The organism is Onishia taeanensis (assembly GCF_003268885.1).
Taxonomy (GTDB): domain Bacteria; phylum Pseudomonadota; class Gammaproteobacteria; order Pseudomonadales; family Halomonadaceae; genus Onishia; species Onishia taeanensis_A.
This window is the reverse complement of record NZ_QLSX01000007.1, coordinates 14,131-37,174: the sequence shown is the minus strand read 5'-3', so window position 1 is coordinate 37,174 and position 23,044 is coordinate 14,131. Positions and strand designations below refer to the sequence as shown.

General features: G+C 60.5%; 26 protein-coding genes. 4 read left to right on the top strand and 22 right to left on the bottom strand.

Annotated features, from left to right (window positions below):
• Nucleotides 1–123: 123 nt before the first annotated feature.
• Together BCL93_RS10470 and BCL93_RS10465 are read right to left on the bottom strand one after the other, a co-directional pair.
• Nucleotides 124–495, bottom strand: coding sequence for a hypothetical protein (locus tag BCL93_RS10470; RefSeq protein WP_112055231.1), 372 nt, complete (start codon nt 493–495; stop codon nt 124–126).
• Nucleotides 496–960: a flavodoxin domain-containing protein gene (locus BCL93_RS10465; RefSeq protein ID WP_112055230.1), complete on the bottom strand. Its 465-nt coding sequence runs from the start codon at nt 958–960 to the stop codon at nt 496–498.
• A gap of 135 nt (nt 961–1,095) precedes the next feature.
• On the opposite strand from BCL93_RS10465, the gene BCL93_RS10460 reads away from it, so the two are divergent.
• Entirely contained in the window at nt 1,096–1,302 is a 207-nt protein-coding gene (locus BCL93_RS10460) for a DUF2788 domain-containing protein (protein ID WP_092524130.1), read from the top strand.
• A 102-nt stretch (nt 1,303–1,404) separates the two neighbouring features.
• Here the strand turns inward: BCL93_RS10460 and ihfA are convergent, their stop codons facing one another.
• The 9 genes from ihfA to BCL93_RS10415 form a co-directional block, all read right to left on the bottom strand.
• Nucleotides 1,405–1,710: an integration host factor subunit alpha gene (gene ihfA, locus BCL93_RS10455; protein ID WP_092524132.1), complete on the bottom strand. Its 306-nt coding sequence runs from the start codon at nt 1,708–1,710 to the stop codon at nt 1,405–1,407.
• 65 nt (nt 1,711–1,775) lie between these two features.
• Nucleotides 1,776–4,157, bottom strand: coding sequence for a phenylalanine--tRNA ligase subunit beta (gene pheT / locus BCL93_RS10450; protein ID WP_112055229.1), 2,382 nt, complete (start codon nt 4,155–4,157; stop codon nt 1,776–1,778).
• Nucleotides 4,158–4,186: 29 nt separating this feature from the next.
• Nucleotides 4,187–5,206 (bottom strand): phenylalanine--tRNA ligase subunit alpha, encoded by a 1,020-nt coding sequence (gene pheS / locus BCL93_RS10445; protein WP_112055228.1) that lies wholly within the window; start codon nt 5,204–5,206, stop codon nt 4,187–4,189.
• Between the two features lie 166 nt (nt 5,207–5,372).
• On the bottom strand, nt 5,373–5,726 hold the full coding sequence (gene rplT, locus BCL93_RS10440) for a 50S ribosomal protein L20 (protein ID WP_112055227.1): 354 nt from the start codon (nt 5,724–5,726) through the stop codon (nt 5,373–5,375).
• 40 nt (nt 5,727–5,766) lie between these two features.
• The gene (gene rpmI / locus BCL93_RS10435) at nt 5,767–5,961 is read right to left on the bottom strand and encodes a 50S ribosomal protein L35 (RefSeq protein WP_092524139.1); all 195 of its coding nucleotides are present in this window, start codon (nt 5,959–5,961) and stop codon (nt 5,767–5,769) included.
• Nucleotides 5,962–6,054: 93 nt separating this feature from the next.
• On the bottom strand, nt 6,055–6,594 hold the full coding sequence (gene infC / locus BCL93_RS10430; RefSeq protein ID WP_258396422.1) for a translation initiation factor IF-3: 540 nt from the start codon (nt 6,592–6,594) through the stop codon (nt 6,055–6,057).
• A gap of 34 nt (nt 6,595–6,628) precedes the next feature.
• Nucleotides 6,629–8,524, bottom strand: coding sequence for a threonine--tRNA ligase (thrS, locus tag BCL93_RS10425; RefSeq protein ID WP_112055225.1), 1,896 nt, complete (start codon nt 8,522–8,524; stop codon nt 6,629–6,631).
• Nucleotides 8,525–8,832: 308 nt separating this feature from the next.
• Nucleotides 8,833–9,693, bottom strand: a complete 861-nt coding sequence (locus BCL93_RS10420) for an OmpA family protein (RefSeq protein WP_112055224.1) — start codon at nt 9,691–9,693, stop codon at nt 8,833–8,835.
• A 267-nt stretch (nt 9,694–9,960) separates the two neighbouring features.
• The gene (locus BCL93_RS10415) at nt 9,961–10,428 is read right to left on the bottom strand and encodes a DUF2489 domain-containing protein (RefSeq protein ID WP_112055223.1); all 468 of its coding nucleotides are present in this window, start codon (nt 10,426–10,428) and stop codon (nt 9,961–9,963) included.
• A gap of 279 nt (nt 10,429–10,707) precedes the next feature.
• Between BCL93_RS10415 and BCL93_RS10410 the strand changes: the two genes are divergently transcribed.
• Complete coding sequence (locus BCL93_RS10410; RefSeq protein WP_112055407.1) at nt 10,708–12,168, top strand: SLC13 family permease; 1,461 nt, start codon at nt 10,708–10,710, stop codon at nt 12,166–12,168.
• 298 nt (nt 12,169–12,466) lie between these two features.
• On the opposite strand, the gene cyoE is transcribed toward BCL93_RS10410, so the two are convergent.
• The 4 genes from cyoE to BCL93_RS10390 all read right to left on the bottom strand — a co-directional run bounded on the left by cyoE (nt 12,467) and on the right by BCL93_RS10390 (nt 15,887).
• Nucleotides 12,467–13,399 carry a heme o synthase gene (gene cyoE / locus BCL93_RS10405; protein ID WP_112055222.1) on the bottom strand — a complete coding sequence of 311 codons (933 nt, stop codon included), beginning with the start codon at nt 13,397–13,399 and terminating at the stop codon, nt 12,467–12,469.
• A complete protein-coding gene (locus tag BCL93_RS10400; RefSeq protein ID WP_112055221.1) occupies nt 13,381–14,448 on the bottom strand; it encodes a COX15/CtaA family protein in 1,068 nt (355 codons plus the stop codon). The genes cyoE and BCL93_RS10400 overlap by 19 nt, the downstream gene beginning before the upstream one ends.
• Before the next feature lie 135 nt (nt 14,449–14,583).
• Nucleotides 14,584–15,120 carry a hypothetical protein gene (locus BCL93_RS10395; protein ID WP_112055220.1) on the bottom strand — a complete coding sequence of 179 codons (537 nt, stop codon included), beginning with the start codon at nt 15,118–15,120 and terminating at the stop codon, nt 14,584–14,586.
• A gap of 2 nt (nt 15,121–15,122) precedes the next feature.
• A complete protein-coding gene (locus BCL93_RS10390; protein WP_258396345.1) occupies nt 15,123–15,887 on the bottom strand; it encodes an SURF1 family protein in 765 nt (254 codons plus the stop codon).
• Nucleotides 15,888–15,897: 10 nt separating this feature from the next.
• On the opposite strand from BCL93_RS10390, the gene BCL93_RS10385 reads away from it, so the two are divergent.
• A complete protein-coding gene (locus BCL93_RS10385) occupies nt 15,898–16,092 on the top strand; it encodes a DUF2909 domain-containing protein (RefSeq protein WP_112055218.1) in 195 nt (64 codons plus the stop codon).
• Nucleotides 16,093–16,197: 105 nt separating this feature from the next.
• On the opposite strand, the gene BCL93_RS10380 is transcribed toward BCL93_RS10385, so the two are convergent.
• From BCL93_RS10380 to BCL93_RS10360, 5 genes are all read right to left on the bottom strand, one after another.
• Nucleotides 16,198–17,055, bottom strand: coding sequence for a cytochrome c oxidase subunit 3 (locus BCL93_RS10380; protein ID WP_112055217.1), 858 nt, complete (start codon nt 17,053–17,055; stop codon nt 16,198–16,200).
• Entirely contained in the window at nt 17,052–17,618 is a 567-nt protein-coding gene (locus tag BCL93_RS10375; RefSeq protein ID WP_112055216.1) for a cytochrome c oxidase assembly protein, read from the bottom strand. The genes BCL93_RS10380 and BCL93_RS10375 overlap by 4 nt, the downstream gene beginning before the upstream one ends.
• A gap of 80 nt (nt 17,619–17,698) precedes the next feature.
• Entirely contained in the window at nt 17,699–19,351 is a 1,653-nt protein-coding gene (gene ctaD / locus BCL93_RS10370; protein WP_112055215.1) for a cytochrome c oxidase subunit I, read from the bottom strand.
• Nucleotides 19,352–19,414: 63 nt separating this feature from the next.
• Nucleotides 19,415–20,530 (bottom strand): cytochrome c oxidase subunit II, encoded by a 1,116-nt coding sequence (gene coxB / locus BCL93_RS10365; protein WP_112055214.1) that lies wholly within the window; start codon nt 20,528–20,530, stop codon nt 19,415–19,417.
• Between the two features lie 531 nt (nt 20,531–21,061).
• Entirely contained in the window at nt 21,062–21,235 is a 174-nt protein-coding gene (locus BCL93_RS10360) for a DUF2970 domain-containing protein (RefSeq protein WP_112055213.1), read from the bottom strand.
• A gap of 67 nt (nt 21,236–21,302) precedes the next feature.
• Here BCL93_RS10360 and BCL93_RS10355 point away from each other — a divergent pair, with 67 nt between their 5' ends.
• Nucleotides 21,303–21,785 (top strand): hypothetical protein, encoded by a 483-nt coding sequence (locus BCL93_RS10355; protein ID WP_146742487.1) that lies wholly within the window; start codon nt 21,303–21,305, stop codon nt 21,783–21,785.
• Between the two features lie 15 nt (nt 21,786–21,800).
• Here the strand turns inward: BCL93_RS10355 and BCL93_RS10350 are convergent, their stop codons facing one another.
• The gene (locus tag BCL93_RS10350) at nt 21,801–22,529 is read right to left on the bottom strand and encodes an LrgB family protein (protein ID WP_112055212.1); all 729 of its coding nucleotides are present in this window, start codon (nt 22,527–22,529) and stop codon (nt 21,801–21,803) included.
• On the bottom strand, nt 22,526–22,891 hold the full coding sequence (locus tag BCL93_RS10345) for a CidA/LrgA family protein (protein ID WP_112055211.1): 366 nt from the start codon (nt 22,889–22,891) through the stop codon (nt 22,526–22,528). Before BCL93_RS10345 ends, BCL93_RS10350 begins: the two co-directional genes overlap by 4 nt.
• Nucleotides 22,892–23,044 lie beyond the last annotated feature (153 nt).

The following is a 23,044-nucleotide window of genomic DNA, read 5'->3' as shown; positions in this document are numbered from 1 at the left end:
CCTTGTTGCCCACACGACATAAAGAGATCACATCAGTCATTGAGATCTCACCCAGGAAAAAGGGGGCTCGACTATCGAGCCCCCTTTCATTTGCACAGCCAAGCTGACATCGGCCAAACGCTATCAATCCGTCGCGGGACGTCGCCATAGCAGGGACACCACATGGATCAGCAGCCCGAGTGCCGCACCATGTGACAGCAGCAAGATTGCATCGACGCCGCCCAGACTGATGAGCTGCCAGACAGCGATGGCCAGCCCGCCGCCCAGCAGGCAAGCCAACAATCGCTTGAGAAGCCCAGGAAGCTGTCGCTTTGCACTGCCCTCGAGCATGCGCCAGTGAAAGCTAGCCGCGACCGCGACGACGCCAGCGGCCATCAGCAGCAGCGTCAGGCGGGTTTCATGCCCTTCAAGCGCATAGCGCGGCAGGCTGGCTAGCATCACCAGTATCAGGCCGGTCATCACGCTGAAGCGTTCTGGCGTAGCGGAGGCGTTCATTCAGGACACCGCCAACTGCTGGGACTCGATCCATTCTTCGACCCAGGGGATGGCAGCATCATCAGCCATGAAGGTTTCCATGGCATCGATTTCGAGACGCTCACCGAGGCGCTGAGCGCCATATTCGGCGAGCAGTTCATCCAAGGACCGCCCTGCCCCGCAGAAGCTGTCGACATAAGAGCTGTCACCCAGCGCGATCAGTCCATAGCGCAGCGTCGACAGATCGGCCCCACGCTCCTGAAGCGACCGAGAAAAGGCCACGAAATTGCCCGGATAATCTCCAGAACCCGTTGTCGACACGCAGAACAGCGCCAGGTCGGTCGGTGAACCGGTTAAATCCTCGAGAGCCGGCTGGTCATAGATCGCGACGTCGTAACCTGCCTGCTCAAACAGCGGTTTCACTTGTTCAGCAACGTCGAGGGCGCCGCCATACATGGTGCCAACGAAAATCTTCAGCATGGACATGGATCTGCTTTGCTTGAGAAATTTACTCGGATATTACCATAGTCCTTACCCGAGCCGAATCCCCGCTGCCGTGCAACGCTGTCGAGATAAGGACGGGGGGATTATACTCGCGCTTTTGGGCGAGCGAGAAACGCGATGCAAGAGACCTTCGAGGCATGGATCACGCCCATCATGATCGGCGGCCTGATGCTGTTCATGTGCTTCATCATCTGGGACCTAGCGCGCAAGTCGAAGGCCGGTAAATTCGGCACCATCATGCTGTTCATCGTGCTCGGCGCGGGGATGTTGGGCTACGTGATCAAGGTCATCATCACCTACGTCATGGAAAACGGGGCCGTCTAAGAGGTCGATAGCGCTTTCCAGGTCTAGATACAAAAAAGGCGCCACCCCATGGGTGGCGCCTTTTGTCTGCCAACTGGCTGCCTAGCACTTGGTAGGTCACATTCAATACGTCAGCGGACCTTCGAAGTCTTCGACCTGAGCCTTGAGCTTCTGGCCGGGCCGAAACGTCACGACCCGGCGAGCAGAAATCGGAATCTCTTCTCCCGTCTTGGGATTCCGCCCGGGCCGTTCGCGCTTGTCACGCAGATCGAAGTTGCCAAAACCGGACAGCTTCACCTGTTCATTCTCGCGCAGACAGCTGCGGATTTCCTCGAAGAAGGCCTCCACCATTGACTTGGCTTCACGCTTGGACAAACCCAATTCGGTATGCAAGTGTTCGGCCAGTTCCGCCTTGGTCAACGCACCCATGGTCATTCCCTCGTGCAGGATGGCAGCATCGCCGTCTTCCGGCTCAAGGCTTGGCAGCCAATGGATCAGCTTCTCAGCCGAGCGCCGAAGCGCTGTCCGGATTCAGTGACGATTGCATCGACTAACTGATTGATTTCCTCGTCATTCAGCGTGCGCGATGGATGCTGCCAGGTCAAGCCCAGAGCCACACTCTTGTGACCATCCTCTACCCCTTTGCCCTGATAAACGTCAAAGAGATTGATTTCGGTCAGCCATTCGCCGGCCTGCTCGCGCAGACAGTCGAGCAGGGACTGCACCGGCAGCGCCTCCTCGACCAAGATGGCCAGATCGCGACGCACCTCCGGATAGCGCGATAGCGGCGTGAATGCCGGCAGCTGACCCTGAGTCAGCGCATCCAGACGCACTTCGAAAAGCACGGCTTCGACCTTCAGCCCCAGCTCGGCACGCACGGCAGGGTGCAGAGTGCCAATCCAGCCGGCTTCTTCGCCGCGATACAGTACCCTAGCTGCCTGGCCGGGATGCAGCGCCGAATGCTCGCCGGGCTCGAAGCGCCAGGCGTCGGGCTCACCGCCCATGGCCAGCAGGCTTTCCAGATCGCCCTTGAGATCAAAGAAGTCGACCTTGTCGCCGCGCGCCGCCCAGCCTTCCGGATCACGGTTGCCGCATACCAGGGCCCCCATCATCGGAATCTGAGACAGCGCATCGAGTTCACCGCGGAACACCAGGCCGGTTTCAAACAGACGGACTCGACTCTGCTGCCGGTTGAGGTTGTGCTCGAGGGCCTTGATCAGCCCCGGAAACAGGCTGGCACGCATGACCGACATGTCACTGGAGATCGGGTTAGCCAGGGTCGGCGCCACAGCCTGCGGCAGCAGCGTTTTCTGCAGCTCGGGGGCCACGAAGCTATAGCTGATGGCTTCCTGGTAGCCACGGGCAACCATCTGGCGGCGCAGGCGCGACAGCGGCTGCTGGGTCTCCCCGTCCGGACGCAGACCCAGGCGAGCCTGAGGACGACGCACCGGCAAGCGGTTATAGCCGTGAATGCGCGCCACTTCCTCGATCAGGTCTTCCTCGATGGCGACATCGAACCGCCAGCTAGGGGCCGCTACACGCCAGCTGACATCATCTGCCTCGACCGGCATGCCCAGCCGTTCCAGGATATCGGTGACGTCCTCGACCGGCAGTGAAAGCCCCAGGGCCTGCTCGAGACGGGCACGGCGCAGGACGATCTGGCGCGGCGCAGGGAGATGCTCGGCACTGGTCGCCTCGATGAGCGGGCCGGGCTCGCCGCCGGTGATCTCGAGCAGCAAGGCGGTAGCCCGCTCGACGGCGTCATGCGTCAGCTTCGGGTCCACGCCACGCTCGAAGCGGTGCGAGGCATCGGTGTGCAGGCCATAGCTGCGGGCCTGACCGGCCACGGCGAGCTGGGTGAAGAAGGCCGATTCCAGGAAGATATCCCGCGTATCGGCATTGACGCCGGAATGCTCGCCGCCCATGACACCGGCAATCGCCAAGGCACCACGGGTGTCGGCGATCACCAGCGTATCGTCACGCAGCGCGATCTCCTGACCGTCTAGCAGCGTCAGTTGTTCACCGGCGCGCGCCAGACGCACCTCGACCCGCCCATGCAGATTGGCGCGATCGAAGGCATGCAGCGGCTGACCGAGCTCGAGCATCACATAGTTGGTGATATCGACGACCGGGTCGATGGAGCGCACGCCGCTGCGACGCAGGCGTTCGACCATCCACAGCGGCGTGTCGGCGGTGACGTCGACACCCTTGATCAGGCGACCGATATAGCGCGGGCAGCGTTCGCCATCACGCACCTCCACCGGGAAGGCCTCGTCATGGGTCGGCGTCACCGGCGCCATCGCCGGGCCTTCGACGGCCAGGCGGTTAAGCACGCCGACCTCACGGGCCATGCCCTTGAGGCTCAGACAGTCACCACGGTTGGGCGTCAGATCGACCTCGATGGTGCTGTCGTCGAGCCCCATCCAGGCCCGGAAGTCTTCACCAGCCGGCGCATCGAGGGGAAGCTCCATGATACCGGGCGAGGTCTCTTCCTCGAGCCCCAGCTCGGATGCCGAGCAGATCATGCCGCGGGACTCGACCCCACGCAGCTTGGCTTTCTTGATCTTGAAATCGCCGGGCAGTACGGCGCCTACCTGGGCGAAGGCTACCTTCTGCCCCACCGCCACATTAGGCGCACCACACACCACCTGCACCGTCTCACCGCTACCGTCGGCCACCTGACAAACATTCAGCTTGTCGGCATCGGGGTGCTGCGCCTTGTCGACGACCTCGGCCACCACCACGCCCTGAAAGGCTGCCGCGACCGGCTCAACGGCATCGACTTCCAGGCCTGCCATGGTGATCTGGTCGGCCAGTGCCTGGGTCGCCAACTGAGGCGACACCCATTCACGCAGCCACTGTTCGGAAAATTTCATGACATATCCTGTGTTCTGCAGTCAGGGATTCAAGCGAACTGGCGAAGGAAGCGCAGGTCGTTCTCGAAGAACAGGCGCAGGTCATTAACGCCGTAACGCAGCATGGCCAGTCGCTCGGCCCCCATGCCGAAGGCAAAGCCCTTGTAGCGCTCGGTATCGATGCCCGCATGATGGAACACCTCGGGGTGCACCATGCCGCAGCCCATCACCTCGAGCCAGCCACTATGGGAGCAGACCCGGCAGCCGTCGCCGCTACACATCACGCACTCGATATCGACCTCGGCGGAGGGCTCGGTGAAGGGGAAGTAGGACGGCCGGAAGCGCACCGACAGATCGTCGCGCTCGAAGAAGGCATGCAGGAAGTCTTCGATGGTGCCCTTGAGGTCCGCAAAGCTCACATCCTCATCGACCAACAGCCCCTCGACCTGATGGAACATCGGCGTGTGGGTCAGGTCGGAGTCGCTGCGGTAGACCCGGCCCGGGCAAACGATGCGAATCGGCGGCTCTTCGCTCTTCATGGTCCGCACCTGCACCGGCGAGGTATGGGTGCGAAGCAGCCGCGTGGCGTCGAAATAGAAGGTATCCGCCATGCCCCTGGCCGGATGGTGGGCAGGGATATTGAGGGCCTCGAAGTTGTGGTAGTCGTCCTCGATCTCAGGGCCAACCGCCACATCGAAACCGATGCGCGTGAAGAGGCCCTCGATACGCTCGAGGGTGCGCGTCACCGGGTGCAGGCCGCCGCTTTCCTGCCCGCGCCCTGGCAGGGTCACATCGAGGCGCTCGGCCGCCAGACGGGCATCGAGAGCGGCCTTCTCAAGCAACTGGCGGCGGCGGTCCAGTTCGGAGCCGAGTTCCTGCTTGGCCTGGTTGATGCGCTCGCCAGCGGCCGGACGCTCCTCGGGCGACAGCTTGCCGAGGCCCTTCAGCAAGGCCGTGATTTCACCCTTCTTGCCGAGGTATCGCACCCGCACTTCGTCGAGCGCGGGGATGTCCTGGGCGGCATCGATGGCGTCGCGCGCCTCGGCAACCAGGTTGGGAAGGTGGTCCATCCGTTGAGCTCCGAATGCGCTGCTGCGATGTCGATGAGCCACACCGCAACAGGGTCATATAAAAAAACAGGGGAAGAGCGGCTGCTCTTCCCCTGCGACCTTTACGCGTGCGATGCGAGCGATGAGGCATCTATCTTGCACCGGCACGTCGAAATGATCAGTTCACTCAGTGAGCAGCCTTGGCCTTCTCGACGATAGCGGCAAAGGCGGCCTTTTCGTGAACGGCGAGATCGGCAAGTACCTTGCGGTCGATCTCGATACCGGCCTGCTTGAGACCAGCGATGAAGCGGCTGTAGGACAGGCCGTTGGTGCGGGCAGCAGCGTTGATACGCGCGATCCACAGCGCACGGAACTGACGCTTACGGACGCGACGGTCACGATAGGCGTACTGGCCGGCTTTGATAACGGCCTGCTTGGCTACGCGGAAGACGCGCGAACGCGCACCGTAGTAGCCTTTGGCCTGCTTCATGATCTTCTTGTGACGGCGACGTGCAACGACGCCACGCTTGACACGTGTCATAGCTTTCTCCTGACGTTAAAAAGTGGTCTACCAGCGTCGCTTACAGATTCGGCAGCATGCGCTGAATCAGCGGCACATCGGATGCGTGGATCTGCTTCATCCCACGCAGCTGACGCTTACGCTTGGTGGTCTTCTTAGTCAGGATGTGGCTACGGAACGACTGCTTGTGCTTGAAGCCGTTGGCCGTCTTCTTGAAGCGCTTCGCAGCGCCACTGTTGCTCTTGATTTTCGGCATGAGGGAAAACTCCGCTCGAGGTTCTTCAGAAAACCCAAGGCCGGTGCCGGTCGAGATCAGGTCCCGACCGACACCCGTTCTACTGCCTTTGGATCACTTTTTCTTGGGGGCAAGGATCATGATCATCTGGCGGCCTTCCATCTTCGGGAAAGACTCTACGTTGGCCAGTTCATCGAGATCTTTGGCTACCCGTTCCATCAGCTTGCGGCCGATGTCCTGGTGGGCCATCTCACGGCCGCGAAAACGCAGCGTGACCTTGCCCTTGTCGCCACCTTCGAGGAAACGGATCAGGTTTTTCAGCTTGACCTGATAGTCACCCTCGTCGGTGCCAGGCCGGAATTTAACTTCCTTGACCTGGATCTGCTTGGTCTTCTTCTTCTGAGCAGCTTTTTGCTTCTTCTGCTCGAAGACGAATTTGCCGTAATCCATGATCTTACAAACGATCGGATCGGCATTGGAGATCTGCACGAGGTCCATACCAGCCGCTTCCGCCTGTTCCAAGGCATCACTGGTGGACACAATCCCAAGCTGCTCACCTTCGATACCGATGAGGCGGACTTGGTCTTCGCTGATACGCTCGTTCATTGGAGGGCGCTTGTCCTGAGGACGGCCGCGCTGAGTATTTCTCTTGATCGTTACATCTCCGTGTTGGTTGACGTCGTAGTGATCACCGCTCGTCGTTGAGCTTGGCGATCAGGTCATCGACTTTCAATGAGCCGAGATCTTCACCTGTGCGGGTGCGAACAGCAACCGCATCAGCCTCGACTTCCTTATCCCCTACTACGAGGAGATACGGAACCTTCTGCAACGTATGTTCACGGATTTTAAAGCCGATCTTCTCGTTCCTCAAGTCCGCCTTGGCACGAAGACCGACTTTCTGCAGGCGATTGACCACATCTTGTGCAAAATCACGCTGCGAATCCGTGATCGTCATGACCACTACCTGCTCCGGCGCCAGCCATAGCGGCATGGCCCCGGCATAGTGCTCGATCAGGATACCAAGGAAACGCTCGAAGGACCCAAGAATCGCTCGATGCAGCATGACAGGGGTCTTACGCACGCCATCTTCATCGACGAACTGTGCACCAAGACGCCCCGGCAGATTGAAGTCGAGCTGGAGCGTGCCGCACTGCCATACGCGATTCAAGCAATCACGCAGCGCGAACTCGATCTTGGGCCCGTAGAAGGCGCCCTCGCCTGGCTGAAGCTCCCAGTCGAGGCCGGTGGCATTCAGGGCAGCCTCCAGGCCGGCTTCGGCACGATCCCAAAGATCCGGCTCGCCCATGAAGCCTTCGGGGCGAGTCGACAGCTTGAGCTCGACGTCCTCGAAGCCCAGCTCCTTGTAGACCTTGAGCGTCAGGGCGATGAAGTCTTCCGCCTCCGACTGGATCTGCTTTTCGGTGCAGAAAATGTGCGCATCGTCCTGCGTGAAACCACGCACGCGCATCAGGCCGTGCAGGGAACCCGACGGCTCGTTGCGGTGACAGCTGCCGAACTCGGCCAGACGCAGCGGTAAGTCACGGTAGCTCTTCAGGCCCTGATTGAAGACCTGAACGTGGCACGGGCAGTTCATCGGCTTGACGGCATACTCGCGCTTTTCCGACTCGGTCGTGAACATCAGGTCGGAATAGTGGCCCCAGTGGCCGGAAGCCTTCCACAGTGACAGGTCAACGACCTGAGGTGTCTTGATTTCCTGGTAGCCGTGCTCGATCTGCACCCGACGCATGTATTGCTCGAGTGCCTGATAGATGGTCCAGCCGTTGGGGTGCCAGAACACCATGCCCGGCGCCTCTTCCTGGATATGGAAGAGATCCATCTTGCGCGCCAGTTTGCGATGGTCACGCTTCTCGGCTTCCTCAAGGCGCTTGAGATAGGCCTTGAGCTGCTTCTTGTCACCCCAGGCGGTGCCGTAGATGCGGGTCAGCATCGGATTCTCGGCGCTGCCCCGCCAGTAGGCGCCAGCAAGCTTGGTTAGCTTGAAGGCTTTGAGGTGCGAGGTATTCGGCACATGCGGCCCGCGGCACATGTCGATATATTCCTGATGATGATAGAGGCGAATGGTTTCGCCCTCGGGGATCCCACGCACCAGCTCCTGCTTGAAGGGCTCTTCACGGTGCAGGAAGGTCAGCATCGCCTTGTCACGATCGACGTACTCGCGAACGACGTCATAGCCTTCCTCGATGAGCACTTTCATGCGCACCTCGATGGCCTCGAGGTCTTCCGGCGTGGCGGAACGGCCGAAATCGATGTCGTAATAAAAACCGTCATCGATCACCGGGCCAATCGCCATCTTGGCCTCGGGGTAAAGCTGCTTGACGGCATGACCGATCAGGTGGGCGCAGGAGTGACGAATCACCTCGAGGCCTTCCTCGTCGCGCGCGGTCAAAATAGCGACCTTGGCGTCATGGTCGATGATATCGGCGGCATCCACCGGTACGTCATCGATCTTGCCGGCCACGCAGGCCTTGGCAAGCCCAGGACCGATGGACTCGGCCAGCTGCATCACCGAAAGCGGCGCGTCGAAGGTTCTCTGACTGCCGTCAGGCAGGGTAACGATTGGCATTGCGGGCATCCTCGAGCGCAGTGGTCATCCATACCAGGGACGACATGCGACAGGCTGAAATGAATGAAGTCGGTCTGGCAGTGTGGACACCGCCTCTAGAAAGGCTCAGAGGCGCTATCTAGCAGCAGCGCACATTAGCAGGGCATGCTAGGGGCGTCCAGCCGCGCCAGGTGCAGTGGCCGGCGCTAGCGGCATAACACCTCTGTTGGGCCAGAGCGAAGACTGAACGAAGACAAAACGAAACGAGGGGTGCCGCATGGCACCCCTCGTCAAACAAGCTTGAATCAATACATCAAAGATTCAATGCCTCACTCCCACTCACCGAGCTCAACGCGACGGTTCTGCGCGCGACCAGCGTCAGTATCGTTGGTAGCAATCGGCTGCTCTTCGCCATAACCGATGGCCGTCATGCGATTGGCATCAATACCTTCGCTTGCCAGATAGGTTTTGACGGAGTCAGCACGACGCTGGGAGAGATCCTTGTTGTAGCTAGCAGAACCGACGGAATCGGTATGCCCTTCCAGGCGCACGCGAGCTTCCGGGTTAGCCGCGAGCTTTTCCGCCACATCAGACAGAATGCTCTCGGCGCCCATGGTCAGCTTGGCAGAGTCGAACTCGAAGTTGACGTCTTCCAGCACCAGGTCATCTACACAGCCCAGGGCATTGACCTCAGCACCAGCCGGGGTGTCCGGGCACTGGTCCATGTAGTCCGGCACACCATCGGCGTCAGAGTCCAGCGGACAGCCTTTGGCGTCTACCTGAACACCGGCCGGCGTACCCGGGCACTGGTCGCGGTAGTCATAGACACCGTCACCGTCAGAGTCGAGCGGACAGCCTTCGGAATCGGTGGCCACACCCGCCGGTACTGTGTCGCCAAATGTCGGACACTGCGGCTCGGCCGGCTTGGGATTGGCACACAGCATGCCGCCGATAGTGGCGCCTGCGGTGGTACCAATGGCTGCGCCCTTGTCCTCATCGGACTCGCTGCTCGAGGCGTAACCGATACCGCCACCAATCAGGCCGCCCGCGACAGCACAAACGAATGGGCTCTGGTACCAGGCATCATCGTTCGCCATGCTACCCGAGGACTGTGAGGCCGAGCTCGCGCAGCCGGATAGACCGATCATCAGCGCTGAACCCAGCAGCAAACCTGTTGTTGACTTCTTCATGCAAGACTCCTTCTTATTTGCATCACGGCGATGCCCGCCAACGGCGTTACGAAACACTGGTACTTAACAGCAAGCTGCGGAAAAGCCCATCCTTTCGCACCCTTACCAAAGATAAGCACATTCGGGGATGTTCAGCTAGATATTAGACTTAATCAAGTGTCTCCTAATGGAGACAGAGAATCCCTACCAGCGTTCAACACCAAACTCACGCTCATAGCTACCATGCAAGAGGCTCAAGGGTGCAGGCAAACGCCTGTACTACCTGTACTAATAGCCGCTTTCTGGCCAACGCTCCTTGAAGGAGAGCACGTCCCGAGCCGCTTCGACAAGCGGAGTCTCGAACTCATTCTCAACGGCCATACGTTGCCGGTCTTCGTCGAGGCGCTCCTTGAGACTCAGCGCATTGCGGGCGGAATGGGTATGAAGATGCTCAGTACGCTCATGTACATCAATGAACACGCGGAAACCATCGCGCTGCAACAGTGCTGGATCAATGATCTCGAGCAGCACCTTGCAGCGCAGCGAGCCCTCGACCAGGTCAACTTGGCGGCTGATCATCGAGCGTGCGATCGCATCAAGGCTGGACAGGCACTGCTGATTGGCTCGCTCGGCCTCATCGCGTTTGAAGGCTTCACGCCGCCGCACTTCCTTCCAGAGAGTGAATGCATAGGCGCCAAGACCTGCCAGGATTACTACCGCGAGGCCCGCCACTATCCAAGCCATCGTCTCACTCATGTCGTCGCCTCTCGCTGTTTATCGGAAAAAAGAGGTGCATTGTACGTGGCTGACTGCCAGCAACCCAACGCTGCCAAGCCCCAGAGGGCAGTTGCTTGACGCAGGTTGAGGCTTAAATGCACGCCTGTTTATCATCGTCGTCTTGTCAGCTACTCGATGCGACCATCCATAAGGTGTCTACGTTCATTTCGTGATCGAGTGACTGACCTGGATAGCTTTCGCGACGGGGGCGTTTTCCTGTCGCTGACTCCACTCAACCTGCACAACGGAAACAACACCATGTCGACACCAAGCCCCTCCGGCTCTGATGGCCCAGTGGCGCCCTCGCTGTCAGCCACTATCGGCCTGTGGCTCGGCCCCGCCTGGCTACTCATGACGCTGCTGCTACCCGCTCCCGGGGACATGCCGGAAAGCGCCTGGCTGTGTCTGGGCGTTGCGCTGTTGATGGCGACCTGGTGGGCGACAGAAGCCCTGCCGATTCCCGCCACCTCCTTGCTGCCGCTGGTGCTGATTCCGGTTCTGGGCATTAATGATATGTCCAGCGTGGCCTCGAGCTACGCCAACCCGATCATCTACCTGTTCCTGGGCGGCTTCTTGCTGGGCATCGCCATGCAGCGCTGGGAGCTCCATCGGCGAATCGCACTCAAGGTCCTGCAAGTCGTTGGCCATCAACCTCGCCAGCAGATCGCCGGCTTCATGATCGCCACGGGCTTCTTGAGCATGTGGGTGTCGAATACCGCCACCGCCATCATGATGCTGCCCATTGGCCTATCAGTGGTCAGCCTGCTCGAGGACAGTGATCCGAAAGAGGTATCCCGTTACGCCACTGCCCTACTGTTAGCCATTGCCTATTCGGCCAGCATCGGCGGTGTCGCCACCCTGATCGGCACACCACCCAATGCGCTGCTTGCCGCCTACCTGGCTGAAGATCGCGGCATCGACGTCGGCTTCGCCCAGTGGATGATGGTTGGCCTGCCGATCAGCATCGTGATGATGACGGCAGCTTGGTGGTGGCTGACCCGTAAGAGCTTCAATCTGGCGGTGGGCAGCAACGGCGGTGACATGGTCAAACAAGAGCTGGCCAAGCTTGGCCAGATGAGCAAGGCAGAGCGCCGCGTCGGCATCTTATTCCTCCTTGCCGCCATTGCCTGGGTATCCCGCCCCTTTCTCAACGACCTGGGACTTGTCTGGCTCAATGACACCGGCATTGCCATTACCGCCGGCATCCTGCTGTTCCTGCTGCCAAGTGGCCAGCAGCGCGGTGAGCGATTGATGGTGTGGGAAGATGCCCAACAGCTTCCCTGGGGCATTTTGCTGTTGTTCGGCGGTGGCCTGGCGCTTGCCGGCGCCATCAAGGCCTCGGGCCTTGCGACCTGGATCGCCGATCAGCTGTCCATGTTCGGCGCCCTGCCGCTATTGATGCTGATCGGTATCGTCGTGCTGGTGATCATCTTCCTCACCGAAGTGACCTCCAATACGGCAACGGCCGCCGCCTTCCTGCCGTTGCTGGGGGCCCTGGCGCTTTCTCTGGATATTTCGCCGCTGATGGTGACCGTGCCCGCGGCCATCGCCGCCAGCTGCGCCTTCATGATGCCGGTGGCCACGCCGCCCAATGCCATCGTGTTCGCTACCGGGCACATGAAGATCCAGTCGATGATCCGCGCCGGTTTCGCCCTGAACCTGATCAGCACCCCGGTCGTCACCCTGATGGCCTACCTGCTTATTCTTGCGTTCTGGTAAAGGCGCCCTGCCCTCTGGGTCTTGCAGTGCGACCGACTCTGACGACCGAATCACACCGCCCGGCCACTTGGCCGGGCGGTGTCGTTATGGGCGATGTCTTTGTTGCCGATGTCTTTGTGGAAAATGCAGCTATGAAAAATGCCCCTAAAAAGGCGGGATACAGGCTTTGCTTCAGGCGGGTGATGCCAAGAAAATGACAGTACAAGAGCCATGTCAGTAATAGCCAGGCAAGCCATACCTGGGCGAGTGATGACTGGGCGAGTGATGACTGGGCGAGTGATGACTAGGCGAGTGATGACTAGGCGAGTGATGACTGGGCAAGCAAAAGCATGCCGTAATGATCCGCCAGCAGCGCGGCGAAGACACCAAGAATGTAACGAATAGAGAACCAGAAGGCGGCCAGTGGCGCCTGGCTGTCGCGGCCGCGCCAGACCCTGAAATTCCAGACCATGAAGCGGGCGTTGAGCCCCATGACGGCGATCAGGTACAGAACACCGCTCATGCCGATCACGAAGGGCAAGAGCGTCACCGCCACGGTCAACCAGCCATAGAGCCAGATCTGCAATCTAGTGAAGGCGTCGCCATGGGTGACCGGCAGCATGGGCACCCCGGCCTTGGCGTATTCCTCATGTTTATGAATGGCCAGCGCCCAGAAGTGCGGTGGCGTCCAGGCGAATACGATCAACATCAATAACAGCGGTTCTGGCCCGAGTTCTCCCGTGATAGCGGTCCAGCCAAGCAAGGGGGGCGCCGCCCCGGCGACCCCACCGATAACGATATTCTGCGGTGTAGCGCGCTTCAGGAAGGCAGTGTAGACCAGCGCATAGCCAAGCAATGATGCCAACGTCAGCCAGGCAGTCAGTGCATTGACCTGCCAGGCCAGCAACCCCACCCCTGCCACGGACAGCAGTGATGCCCAACCCAACGCATAAGACATGGGCAGCCGACGTGAGGCCAGCGGGCGACCCGCCGTGCGCAGCATCAGGGCGTCCAGCCGGCGATCAAGCACATGATTAAAGGCGGCCGCCCCCGAGGCCGTCAGACCAATGCCCACCAGACCATTGATCACCAGGTGCACGGGCGGCAGTGACGCCGAAGCCAATCCCATGCCCACTACAACGCAGACCAACATGACCATCACCACACGGGGCTTGCCGAGTGTGATCAGGTCACGCCACCCCCAAGCCCGCTCGAGCGATGACGACGAGGCGATCATGAAGTTATCGCGCATTCACCCGCTCCCTGCTCTTGAGCCTGCGCCTTCGGCAGACCGACCGGGAGCGCCCCCACCTTGGCCTGCCAGGCAGCCAGCGCCATGGTCAGCGCCAGCAGTACCGCACCGGCCGTATGCGCCAGGGCCAGCCCCAAAGGCAGCCACCAGACCACATTGGCAATCCCAAGTCCCACCTGGAGCCCATAAGCGGCCAACATGGCCCCCATCCAGGGGCGCAGGCGCGGTTCACGCCAGTGACGGGCCGCCAGCAGCGTAAGGCTCAACCCCAACGCCAGTGCACCGAGTCGATGCGCCAGATGAATCGTGGTTCGCGCATCGGCATGCAACTGGCCGTAAAGATAGTCAGGCCCCACTCGCTGAGTCAGATGAAAGCCCTCGCTCCAGTCCATCGTCGGCCACCACTGGCCATTGCAGGTCGGAAAGCCCTGGCAGGCAATGCCCGCGTAATTACTCGAGGTCCAGCCGCCAAGCGCCAGCTGCGCCGCCAGCAGCAACGCCGCGATGGCCCACCAGTGTGAGAGCTTGGGAAGCGCTCGATTCGCTGGATTAGCGCTGACCGCCGTGACGCGTAACCTAAGGTGCAACCAGAGGAACAGCAGCATCACCACCAGGCCGCCCAGCAGGTGCAGGGTGACCACCTGCGGCCATAGCCGCAACGTGACGGTAAAGGCACCGAAGGCCCCCTGCAGCAGAATCACAGCCAGCAGGCAAAGCGTGATATGCCAGGGATACCCCGGCCGCTTTCGCCGCGACCAGCCCAGCGCCAGCATCATCAGCACCAGCCCCCCAAGCATCGAGGCCAGGTAGCGATGAACCATCTCGAGCCAGGCCTTGAGAGGTTCCAACGGCACTGCGGAAGGGTGAGATTCGGCCACACCCGGCTCAGGCACGACCCACTGGCCATAACAGCCGGGCCAGTCTGGGCAACCCAGCCCCGCGTCCATGAGCCGGGTAAAGGCGCCCATCAGAATGACCGCCACCGTGAAGGCAATGCCTAGTTGGCTCAACCGAATGAGCAAACCCAGCCTGAGATCATGATGCGACATGGCCACCTCCTGTCCTGGAGCAATCTCATCCTTCTCTTATCCCGCTTTAACCCTCCACTCATGCCTCCACTCATGCCTCCTACACATCCTTCCTACACATATCTCCCATCACACGGCTGCATCACGCCAGCCCAACTAACCGTTCACCCTCACGATGGGCTCAGGGTTCATGCGCAACAGCTGCTTTAGGTCATCGAGCACGTCATAGGGATCGACGCCGGCGCGGTAGCCCAGTACCGCCTGCCCCTGCGGGCTAACGATCCAGACCTGGCCGGGAACCTGCCAATCAGGCTCTCGCGCCCAGCGAAGCCGGGTTTCACCGGGAAGCGCGGCGGCGCTGCCCTGCGCGGCGGCATCGATACGCAGCCGGCGTACTCGGGTCGCTTCCTTACCGAGTGCACGGTGCAACCGCCACCACTGGTCGGCCATCTGGTCGCAATCAAGCGTGCAGTCGAAGGCCAACAGCCAGCCATCAGCCGACGCCGGCGGCCTCGTTCCCTCTAGCGGCCAGGCGCCAAGGGATGGCACCTCGGGCTTGAGTTCGCCATGCGCCGTGCGCGCATCGGGAATGCCCACACGCCACTCCACCATTACCCAGGCCACCAACAGCGGCAGAGCAAAGACGGCGATCAGTGTCAGCAGCTTGAGGCGCTGGCGGTTAACGTACGTCATGGCTAAGACTCCTGCTGACGGGAAGCATCGACATTCTCGGACACATGTTCGGATACATGCGCAGACTGGCGGGCTCGCCTTAGGCGCCGGCCACCCAGCAGCATCACCACCAGAGCGGCAGCCGCCAGCCCCCACCATTGCACGGCATAGCCCAGATGACGGCTGGGGGGCAGCACGCTTGGCTCCCACCAGGGACTCAACAGGCCGGCTCCCTCCTCAAGGTGCAGCCAACCCGCCTGGGCAAAACCACCCAAGTCCTTCCAGGCATCGAGCTGGATCCGCTGCAGCCTCAGGCCCTCCTGATTGGCACCAAACAGCGGCGCCCGTTTGCCATCCTGCTGCCACTGCCCCTTGAGGGTGACCGTTCCTTCGGGTGTGGCCACCGTCGGTGCCTCACGGCTGACACCGGTAGGCATAAAGCCACGCTCGATCAGCCAAAGCCGCCCGTCGGCACCGCGCAATGGCGTCAGGGCCGCCACGCCCAGCTCGCCTTCATGCGTCCGATTGTCCAGAAAGCGGGTCTCATCGGCCTGATAGCGCCCCTCGAGAATCAGCGTCGCGCCTTCCGGTGGCGCTTCCTGCGGCGAGACCAGCGTAGGCGCCGCGGCAAGCGCTGCCAGATAGGCCTCCTTCTCTGCGGCGCGCTGCCACTGCCATTGCCCCAGCGCTAGCCCCAACACCACCAGCAGGCCCCAGAAACCCCACCAGAGCAGGATGACCTTGACAGTCGGCGCGCGCTTGCTTGAACTAATATGGTTCTGACTCACGGAGCCCCTCATGTTGAAAGCCCTGATCACTCTGGTGTTTGTCTGCATGGTCGCGAGCCTGGCGGCAGGCGCCGGGTTCCTGCTGCGTGACCAGGGACGCTCACGCCGTCTGCTGATATCCCTCAAGCTGCGCGTCAGCCTTGCTGTGCTGCTGTTCGCTCTACTGGCCTACGGCTTCTATTTCGGCGACCTGGCGAGTCGCTGAATCAGCGGCTCCTCACGACTCATTACGCCCCGTCACGCCCTCTCACGCCCCCTCACCAGCTCTCACGACCTCTCACGACTTCCCAAGAATCCTCAGGCACGGGTCTCAGAAGACGTACACGAAGATGAACAGACCGATCCAGACCGCATCGACGAAGTGCCAGTACCAGGCGGCGGCCTCGAAACCAAAGTGATCCTCACGGTTGAAGTGCCCTTTCATCACCCGCATCAGCATCACGCTCAGGGTGATGGCACCGATGGTGACGTGGGCGCCATGGAAGCCGGTCAACAGGAAGAAGGTCGAACCATAGATGCCAGCCTGCAGCGTGATGCCGTAGTGGTGGTAGGCCTCGTAGTATTCGATGCCCTGAACGACCAGGAAACACACACCCAGCAGAATGGTGCCGATCAGCCAGTTGCGGGTCGTCTTCCGGTACCCTTCCTTCAATGCCTCATGGGCGATCGTCAGGGTGACGCTGGAACTGACCAGAAATATCGTATTCACCAGCGGTAGCTGCCAGGGGCTCACCACCTCCCGTGGCCCGCTAATGGCGGCACTCGGCGGGTTCATCAGCGGCCAGCTGGCGGTAAAATCAGGCCACAGCAGCGCCGCCACCCCCTTGGCGCCTTCGCCATCCAGCCAGGGCACGGCGAACACCCGCACATAGAAGAGCGCGCCGAAGAAGGCCGCGAAGAACATCACTTCCGAGAAGATGAACCAGCCCATCCCCCAGCGAAAGGAACGATCCATCTGGGCGTCGTAGAGCCCCTGGCGAGACTCGCGGACCACATCGCGAAACCACAGCCACATCACCGTCAGCACTGCCGCCAAGCCCAGCGTCATGACCAGCCCACCGGTGCCATGAACCAGCTGCATGCCGAGACTCGCCATCATGACCCCGACGGCCAGAGAGCCCAGCGCCGGCCATTTGCTCTGCGGGGGAACGTAGTAGCTGCCACTCATGCTTCACCTCCAGGAACGACAACGACCGGGGTCTTATTGGCCAGCGTCTTATCGTCTACCGGGTACAGGGTGTAGACCAGCGTCACCGTCTTGATGTCGGCGGGCAGGTCGCGGGTCAACTGGAAGACCAGCGGCGCCTCGTAGCGCTCACCGGCGTCGAGTCGCTGCTCCTGAAAACAGAAGCAGGTCACCTTGCGCATATATAGCGACGCCTCGGAGGGCGATACACTGGGTACCGCCCTGCCCCAGCCCGCCTGTTTGCCGTGATTGGTGAAAGCGAAATGAACCTCGGTCGCCGCGCCGGGGTGCACGCGCACCTGGCGGTCGAGCACCTCGAGCTTCCAGGGAAGCCCTGCACTGCCGCGGGTGATGAACTGCACGGTAATCACACGGGACTCATCGATGCTGTCCCGGATCAGCGCCTGAGCCGTGTTCTCGACCTTGCCGTTAATGCCAGTCACCCGACAGAAGGCGTCATACAGGGGCACCAGGGCAAAGGCGAAGACGAACATCGCCAGCAGGACCACCAGTGTCCGCGTTACCGTGCGCTGCACTCCCGTCATGAGCCTTACTCCCTCAGCAGCCCAGATCCCCTGCCCAGATCCCCCTGCCCAGATACTCCTCGCCAACGCCCGTGCAGGCATTAATGCTCTGGATGCTGAAACCGTGGCGGCGTCTCGAAGGTGTGCAACGGCGCGGGGCTCGGCACCGTCCATTCAAGGTCCACGGCACCGTCCCAGGCCTTGGCCGGCGCCTTCTCACCGCCGCGCACGCACTTGATGATCATCAACACGAACAGCAGCTGCGAGGTGCCGAACAGCAAGGCACCGATGCTCGAGGCCATGTTGAAGTCGGCAAACTGCAGCGCGTAGTCAGGTATGCGACGCGGCATGCCGGCGAGGCCAGAGAAATGCATCGGGAAGAAGGTCAGGTTCACCCCCACGACCGAGGTCCAGAAATGCCAGCGGCCGAGTCGCTCATTGGGGTAATGCCCGGTCCACTTGGGCAGCCAATAGTAGACGGCGGCCATGATGGCGAAGACCGCCCCCGGCACCAGCACATAGTGGAAATGCGCCACCACGAAATAGGTATCGTGATATTGGAAGTCGGCCGGGGCGATGGCCAGCATCAGGCCGGAGAAGCCGCCGATACTGAATAGCACCACGAAAGCCAAGGCGAACAGCATCGGCGTCTCGAAGGAAATCGAGCCCTGAAACAGCGTGGCGATCCAGTTGAACACCTTCACCCCGGTCGGCACCGCAATCAGCATCGTGGTGTACATGAAGAACAGCTCGGCGACCAACGGCAGGCCGACGGCGAACATGTGATGCGCCCAGACCAGAAACGACAGGATGGCAATCGATGACGTCGCATAGACCATCGAGGCGTAGCCGAACAGGCGCTTGCGAGCGAAGGTCGGGATGATGGCCGAGACGATACCGAACGCCGGCAGAATCATGATGTAGACCTCGGGATGGCCGAAGAACCAGAAGATATGCTGGAACATCACCGGATCCCCGCCGCCCGCGGCATTGAAGAAACTGGTGCCGAAGTTGATGTCCAGCAGCATCATGGTGATGACACCCGCCAGTACCGGCATGACCGCGATCAGCAAGAAGGCCGTGATCAACCAGGTCCAGACGAACAGCGGCATATCCATCATCCGCATGCCGGGAGCACGCAGATTGAGGATGGTGGCGATGATATTGATGGCCCCCAGGATCGAACTGATGCCCGCCATGTGCAGCGCAAGAATGAAGAAGGTAGTGGAAGGCGGTGCATAAGTAGTCGACAGCGGCGCATAGAAGGTCCAGCCGAAGTTGGGCCCCCCGCCCGGCATCAGCAGCGTCGACAGCAGCAGCGTAAAGGCGACCGGCAACAGCCAGAAGCTGAAGTTGTTGAGCCGGGGCAGTGCCATGTCTGGCGCCCCGATCTGCAAGGGGATCATCCAGTTGGCAAGGCCCACGAACCCCGGCATGACGGCACCGAACACCATGATCAGCCCATGCATGGTGGTCATCTGATTGAAGAACTCCGGCTGCACGAGCTGCAAACCGGGCTGGAAGAGTTCTGCACGCACCACCAGCGCAAAAATCCCGCCAATGAAGAACATGCTAAGTGAGAAGATCAGGTAAAGCGTACCGATCTCCTTGTGATTGGTGGTCAACAGCCAGCGCAGCAGGCCTTTGGGGCCATGATGATAGCCGGCGTCAGCATGGCCGGCCGTTCCAGAGGCATCACCGGCCTGCTCGACGGGGTGCCTGGGGGGTAACTGTGGAGGTAGCTTGGGCGCCATCGGTATCTCCTGTCATTCGGGTGATCGCGACTCGGGCATCGCGAACAAGAGCCGTCAGGCCGGCTACTCGAGCCTTGCCTGAATCTCCGACGGCTGCACGCTATCCCCGGTATCATTGCCCCAGGCATTGCGCTCATAGGTAATCACGGCGGCAATCTCCACCGGGCTCAGGCTACTGCTGAAGGCAGGCATCGGCTTACCCGCCACCCCATTGATGACGGTAGCGATGTGCCGGTCCCGTTCCGCCATTAGGGCAGGGTTATTGGCCAGTGCCGGGAAGACCGGCGGATTCCCCATGCCATCGACCTGATGGCAGGCCGCACAGATCGACTCATAGACCTGCTGGCCACGCGACATCAGTTCGTCCATGGCCCACTCACGATCAACGCCGCTGGCTTCCCTGGCCGCTGCCTGCTGGCGCTCGGCAAGCCAGGTATCGAAGTCCTCGGGTTCCATGGCTTCGACCACCACCGGCATGAAGCCATGGTTACGTCCACACAGTTCGGTGCACTGGCCGCGATAGGTGCCGGGCGTTTCGATACGCACCCAGTTTTCGTTGACGAAACCGGGAATGGCGTCTTGCTTGACGGCAAGATCAGGCACCCACCAGGAATGCACCACGTCATCGGAGGTCAGCAGGAAACGCACCTTGCGCCCGACCGGCAGCACCAGCGGCTCGTCAACTTCGAGCAGGTAATGCTCGCCCTTGGCGGCGAGGCCATCGATCTGATCGCGGGGCGTGGTGAGATTAGAGGTAAAGGCCACGTCTTCGCCCAGGTACTCATAGTGCCAGCGCCACTGCTGGCCGGTGACCATCACGTCCAGATCGGCATCCTTGGCGTCATACATCTGCTTGAGGGTGGCGGTCGCCGGCAGTGCCATGCCGATCAGAATCAGCAAGGGAACCGCCGTCCAGATCACTTCGACCTTGGTGTTTTCGTGGAAAAGCGAGGCCTGGGCGCCCTTTGAGCGACGGTAGCGGAAGAGGGAGTAGAACATCACGCCGAAGACAACGACGCCGATCACCACACAGATCCAAAAGATCGTCATGTGCAAGCCGTGGATATCGCGGCTCAGGGCCGTGACGCCGAGCGGCATGTTCCAGCCATGGGCTAGAGCCGAAAAGGTCAGCCAAACGCCACCGCCAATGGCTGCCACTCCACCAGGCAATTTGCGCATCGGCCCCTCCTTGTCTGTCCGGTCACGGTCATTGCGATCACACCGCCCGCACTGCTGATATCGCTGGCCTTTCTAACACCCCTTACTTTCCTAACTTTCCTGACTTTCCTGCCATCGTTCAGATACTGCTGAAGCCTGGACCCGCTATGGCTCGAGTAAGCAACGGCCAAGCAGAGTAGGAAGCAACGTATTAAGCAGAGTATAGAAAGGTTGACGAGATGTTCTTATTCAGAGTATGCGCAATCACTAAACGCAGCCATCTACCTTAGTAGGGGCTCTCCTTACCTGGCGTTCTAGTCAATAGGGGCTCTACGTAGTAGAGGCTCTAGCAAAAACGTCGCCCCTAGGCTGTGTCTGAAAAGTCGACGAGCGATGGCCAGACCGGGGCGCGTAGCTAAGGCAAAAATCGGCGAAAGAGCGGACCGGGCTGGCGTACCAGTTTACCGGGTGTAAATGAGCATCTTGACCGGGCTGGCGCTCCAGCCGATTTTTAACGCCGTATGGGCGAGCGCAGTACTTTTCAGCCATTGCCTAATCCGCAGCGCTCATAGCCAGCATGAAGACGCCCACCACCAGTACCAGCGCCATCAACAGGCCGACGATGATAAAGGTCACCGGCTTGCCCTCTTCGAAGTCCTTTTTGCGCTGCTGCTCCTTCTGCACCCCAAAGAAGGCCGCCAGCACCGACTTGATCACCTGCCACATCGCCGCCTCCTGCTGCCCTTGAGCACCTTGATCGCCTCTCGCACCAAAAGTTGACTCTCATCAGAGAATGGATGAAGAACACCACTTGCGCACGGTGCGCGGCCTTGCGGCCTCTATACTCAAGGGTGGTGCCGACAGAATGACATCGGAATTCACAATGACCGTGATGTCAGGAGGAGTGATGATCAGTAAACCCGAAAATATCGCCGAGTTTCCTGTAGCAGTTAGGGACGCAAGCGCCCCGGTCATCGACTGGTGGGTACACCATTGGATGGGAGCCGCGAATCCAGTTGTCCGCATGCAGGTTGCTTGGATGGAAACGCTCTTTGATGCCATGCAGATGGAAGCAGAGCTATTGACCGCCTGCGCCACCAGCCAGCAGGAGATCATCAAGTGCCTGTCCGACCAGCAGACACTCAAGGATCCTTCCGTCTTGGGTAGCTGTTATCAGGACGCCATAGAGGATTTCGTCAACGCCCACCTGAATCGGATGAACAGGGTCAACGAGATGGCCTTGGACTTTCGTCAGCGGGTATGGGAAGAGATATGAGGCCTCAGAGGCCGATCAAATCCCCAATAGCGCCACGATCAACGGCAACAGGAACGCCGTCAACAGCCCCGTCAGGCCCATGGCGAGACCCGCAAAGGCGCCAGCTAGCGCACCAATAGAGCTGAAGCTTTGCGCCGTGCCGAAGCCATGAGCTGCCAGCCCCATGGTGAAGCCCTGAACGGTCGGGTCCTTGATACGCATCAGTCTGAATATCCAAGGCCCCAGGGCACAGCCGATCGACCCGGTCAGCAAGACCAGTCCTGCTGCCAGCGAAGGAATTCCGCCCAACTGCTCGGCGATGCCCATCGCAATCGGTGAGGTCACCGACTTGGGGGCAAGCGTCAGCAGTGTCTCCCGGCTCGCTCCCATCAGCATGGCGATGCCAAGGGTCGAGCCCACGGCGGTCACGATGCCGGTGACACAGGCCACCATGACAGGCCATATCAGCCGACGAACGCGTTCCCGATGATCATAGAGCGGTATTGCCAGGGCAACCGTGGCCGGGCCAAGCAGGAAGTGAATGAACTGAGCCCCTTCGAAGTAGGTGCTGTATTCGATGCCGCTGAGCAACAGAAAACCGATCAGCAGTACGATCGAAATCACCACCGGGTGCAGCAAAGGCGTGCGGCCAAGCAGGATGTTGATTCGCGTGGCCACATAAAATGCTGCCAGCGTCACCAGCAGCGAAAGCAAGGGGTTGCCCGACAGGTAGACCCAGACTTGGTCCAATGCGACGAAGTTCATTTGGCCTTCTCCGTCCCACCGACTCGCTGGTTCATCCACATCATGACCTTGGCCGTGACGGCTAGGGTTACCGCCGTGGAGACGAACAGGGTGACAATGATCGTCCAGAAATCAGCCTGAATCAGTTGGAAATGCACCATCATCCCGACCCCCGCCGGCACAAACAGCAGGGTCAGATAGTTCAATAGCCCCTGGCCTGTCTTACGAAGGCCATCCGGCACGCGCCCGTTGATCAGCAAGGCGATCAGCAGAATCACCATGCCCATCACCGGCCCCGGAACCGGAATACCGAAACCGCGAACGATCAGCTCGCCCAGAAACTGGCATCCCAGCAAGATGATAAACCCAACGATCAACGACATGCCTGCCCTCCTCCACTCTTCGTTGATGCATTCTACTCCTTTCGTCTAGGTGCAGACTAACCACTCAGCCAACCTTTTGAAAAAAAAGCGCTTAAGGGGCTTCCCATCGCCAACATCTCGCGCTAGTATACGCCTCGTTCTCGGGACACAGGA

Excerpts from the sequence above, each read along its gene's own strand:
- BCL93_RS10470 (WP_112055231.1), bottom strand. The coding sequence starts at position 495 with ATGAACGCCTCCGCTACGCCAGAACGCTTCAGCGTGATGACCGGCCTG.
- BCL93_RS10355 (WP_146742487.1), top strand. The coding sequence starts at position 21,303 with ATGGATGAAGAACACCACTTGCGCACGGTGCGCGGCCTTGCGGCCTCT.
- coxB (WP_112055214.1), bottom strand. The coding sequence starts at position 20,530 with ATGCGCAAATTGCCTGGTGGAGTGGCAGCCATTGGCGGTGGCGTTTGG.
- BCL93_RS10380 (WP_112055217.1), bottom strand. The coding sequence starts at position 17,055 with ATGAGTGGCAGCTACTACGTTCCCCCGCAGAGCAAATGGCCGGCGCTG.
- BCL93_RS10345 (WP_112055211.1), bottom strand. The coding sequence starts at position 22,891 with ATGTCGTTGATCGTTGGGTTTATCATCTTGCTGGGATGCCAGTTTCTG.
- ctaD (WP_112055215.1), bottom strand. The coding sequence starts at position 19,351 with ATGGCGCCCAAGCTACCTCCACAGTTACCCCCCAGGCACCCCGTCGAG.
- pheS (WP_112055228.1), bottom strand. The coding sequence starts at position 5,206 with ATGGACCACCTTCCCAACCTGGTTGCCGAGGCGCGCGACGCCATCGAT.
- BCL93_RS10460 (WP_092524130.1), top strand. The coding sequence starts at position 1,096 with ATGCAAGAGACCTTCGAGGCATGGATCACGCCCATCATGATCGGCGGC.
- rplT (WP_112055227.1), bottom strand. The coding sequence starts at position 5,726 with ATGACACGTGTCAAGCGTGGCGTCGTTGCACGTCGCCGTCACAAGAAG.
- thrS (WP_112055225.1), bottom strand. The coding sequence starts at position 8,524 with ATGCCAATCGTTACCCTGCCTGACGGCAGTCAGAGAACCTTCGACGCG.
- BCL93_RS10385 (WP_112055218.1), top strand. The coding sequence starts at position 15,898 with ATGTTGAAAGCCCTGATCACTCTGGTGTTTGTCTGCATGGTCGCGAGC.
- BCL93_RS10415 (WP_112055223.1), bottom strand. The coding sequence starts at position 10,428 with ATGAGTGAGACGATGGCTTGGATAGTGGCGGGCCTCGCGGTAGTAATC.
- pheT (WP_112055229.1), bottom strand. The coding sequence starts at position 4,157 with ATGAAATTTTCCGAACAGTGGCTGCGTGAATGGGTGTCGCCTCAGTTG.
- BCL93_RS10420 (WP_112055224.1), bottom strand. The coding sequence starts at position 9,693 with ATGAAGAAGTCAACAACAGGTTTGCTGCTGGGTTCAGCGCTGATGATC.
- ihfA (WP_092524132.1), bottom strand. The coding sequence starts at position 1,710 with ATGGGTGCGTTGACCAAGGCGGAACTGGCCGAACACTTGCATACCGAA.
- BCL93_RS10465 (WP_112055230.1), bottom strand. The coding sequence starts at position 960 with ATGTCCATGCTGAAGATTTTCGTTGGCACCATGTATGGCGGCGCCCTC.
- BCL93_RS10400 (WP_112055221.1), bottom strand. The coding sequence starts at position 14,448 with ATGTCGCATCATGATCTCAGGCTGGGTTTGCTCATTCGGTTGAGCCAA.
- BCL93_RS10360 (WP_112055213.1), bottom strand. The coding sequence starts at position 21,235 with ATGTGGCAGGTGATCAAGTCGGTGCTGGCGGCCTTCTTTGGGGTGCAG.
- rpmI (WP_092524139.1), bottom strand. The coding sequence starts at position 5,961 with ATGCCGAAAATCAAGAGCAACAGTGGCGCTGCGAAGCGCTTCAAGAAG.
- BCL93_RS10395 (WP_112055220.1), bottom strand. The coding sequence starts at position 15,120 with ATGACGTACGTTAACCGCCAGCGCCTCAAGCTGCTGACACTGATCGCC.
- cyoE (WP_112055222.1), bottom strand. The coding sequence starts at position 13,399 with ATGCGCGATAACTTCATGATCGCCTCGTCGTCATCGCTCGAGCGGGCT.
- BCL93_RS10375 (WP_112055216.1), bottom strand. The coding sequence starts at position 17,618 with ATGACGGGAGTGCAGCGCACGGTAACGCGGACACTGGTGGTCCTGCTG.
- BCL93_RS10410 (WP_112055407.1), top strand. The coding sequence starts at position 10,708 with ATGTCGACACCAAGCCCCTCCGGCTCTGATGGCCCAGTGGCGCCCTCG.
- BCL93_RS10350 (WP_112055212.1), bottom strand. The coding sequence starts at position 22,529 with ATGAACTTCGTCGCATTGGACCAAGTCTGGGTCTACCTGTCGGGCAAC.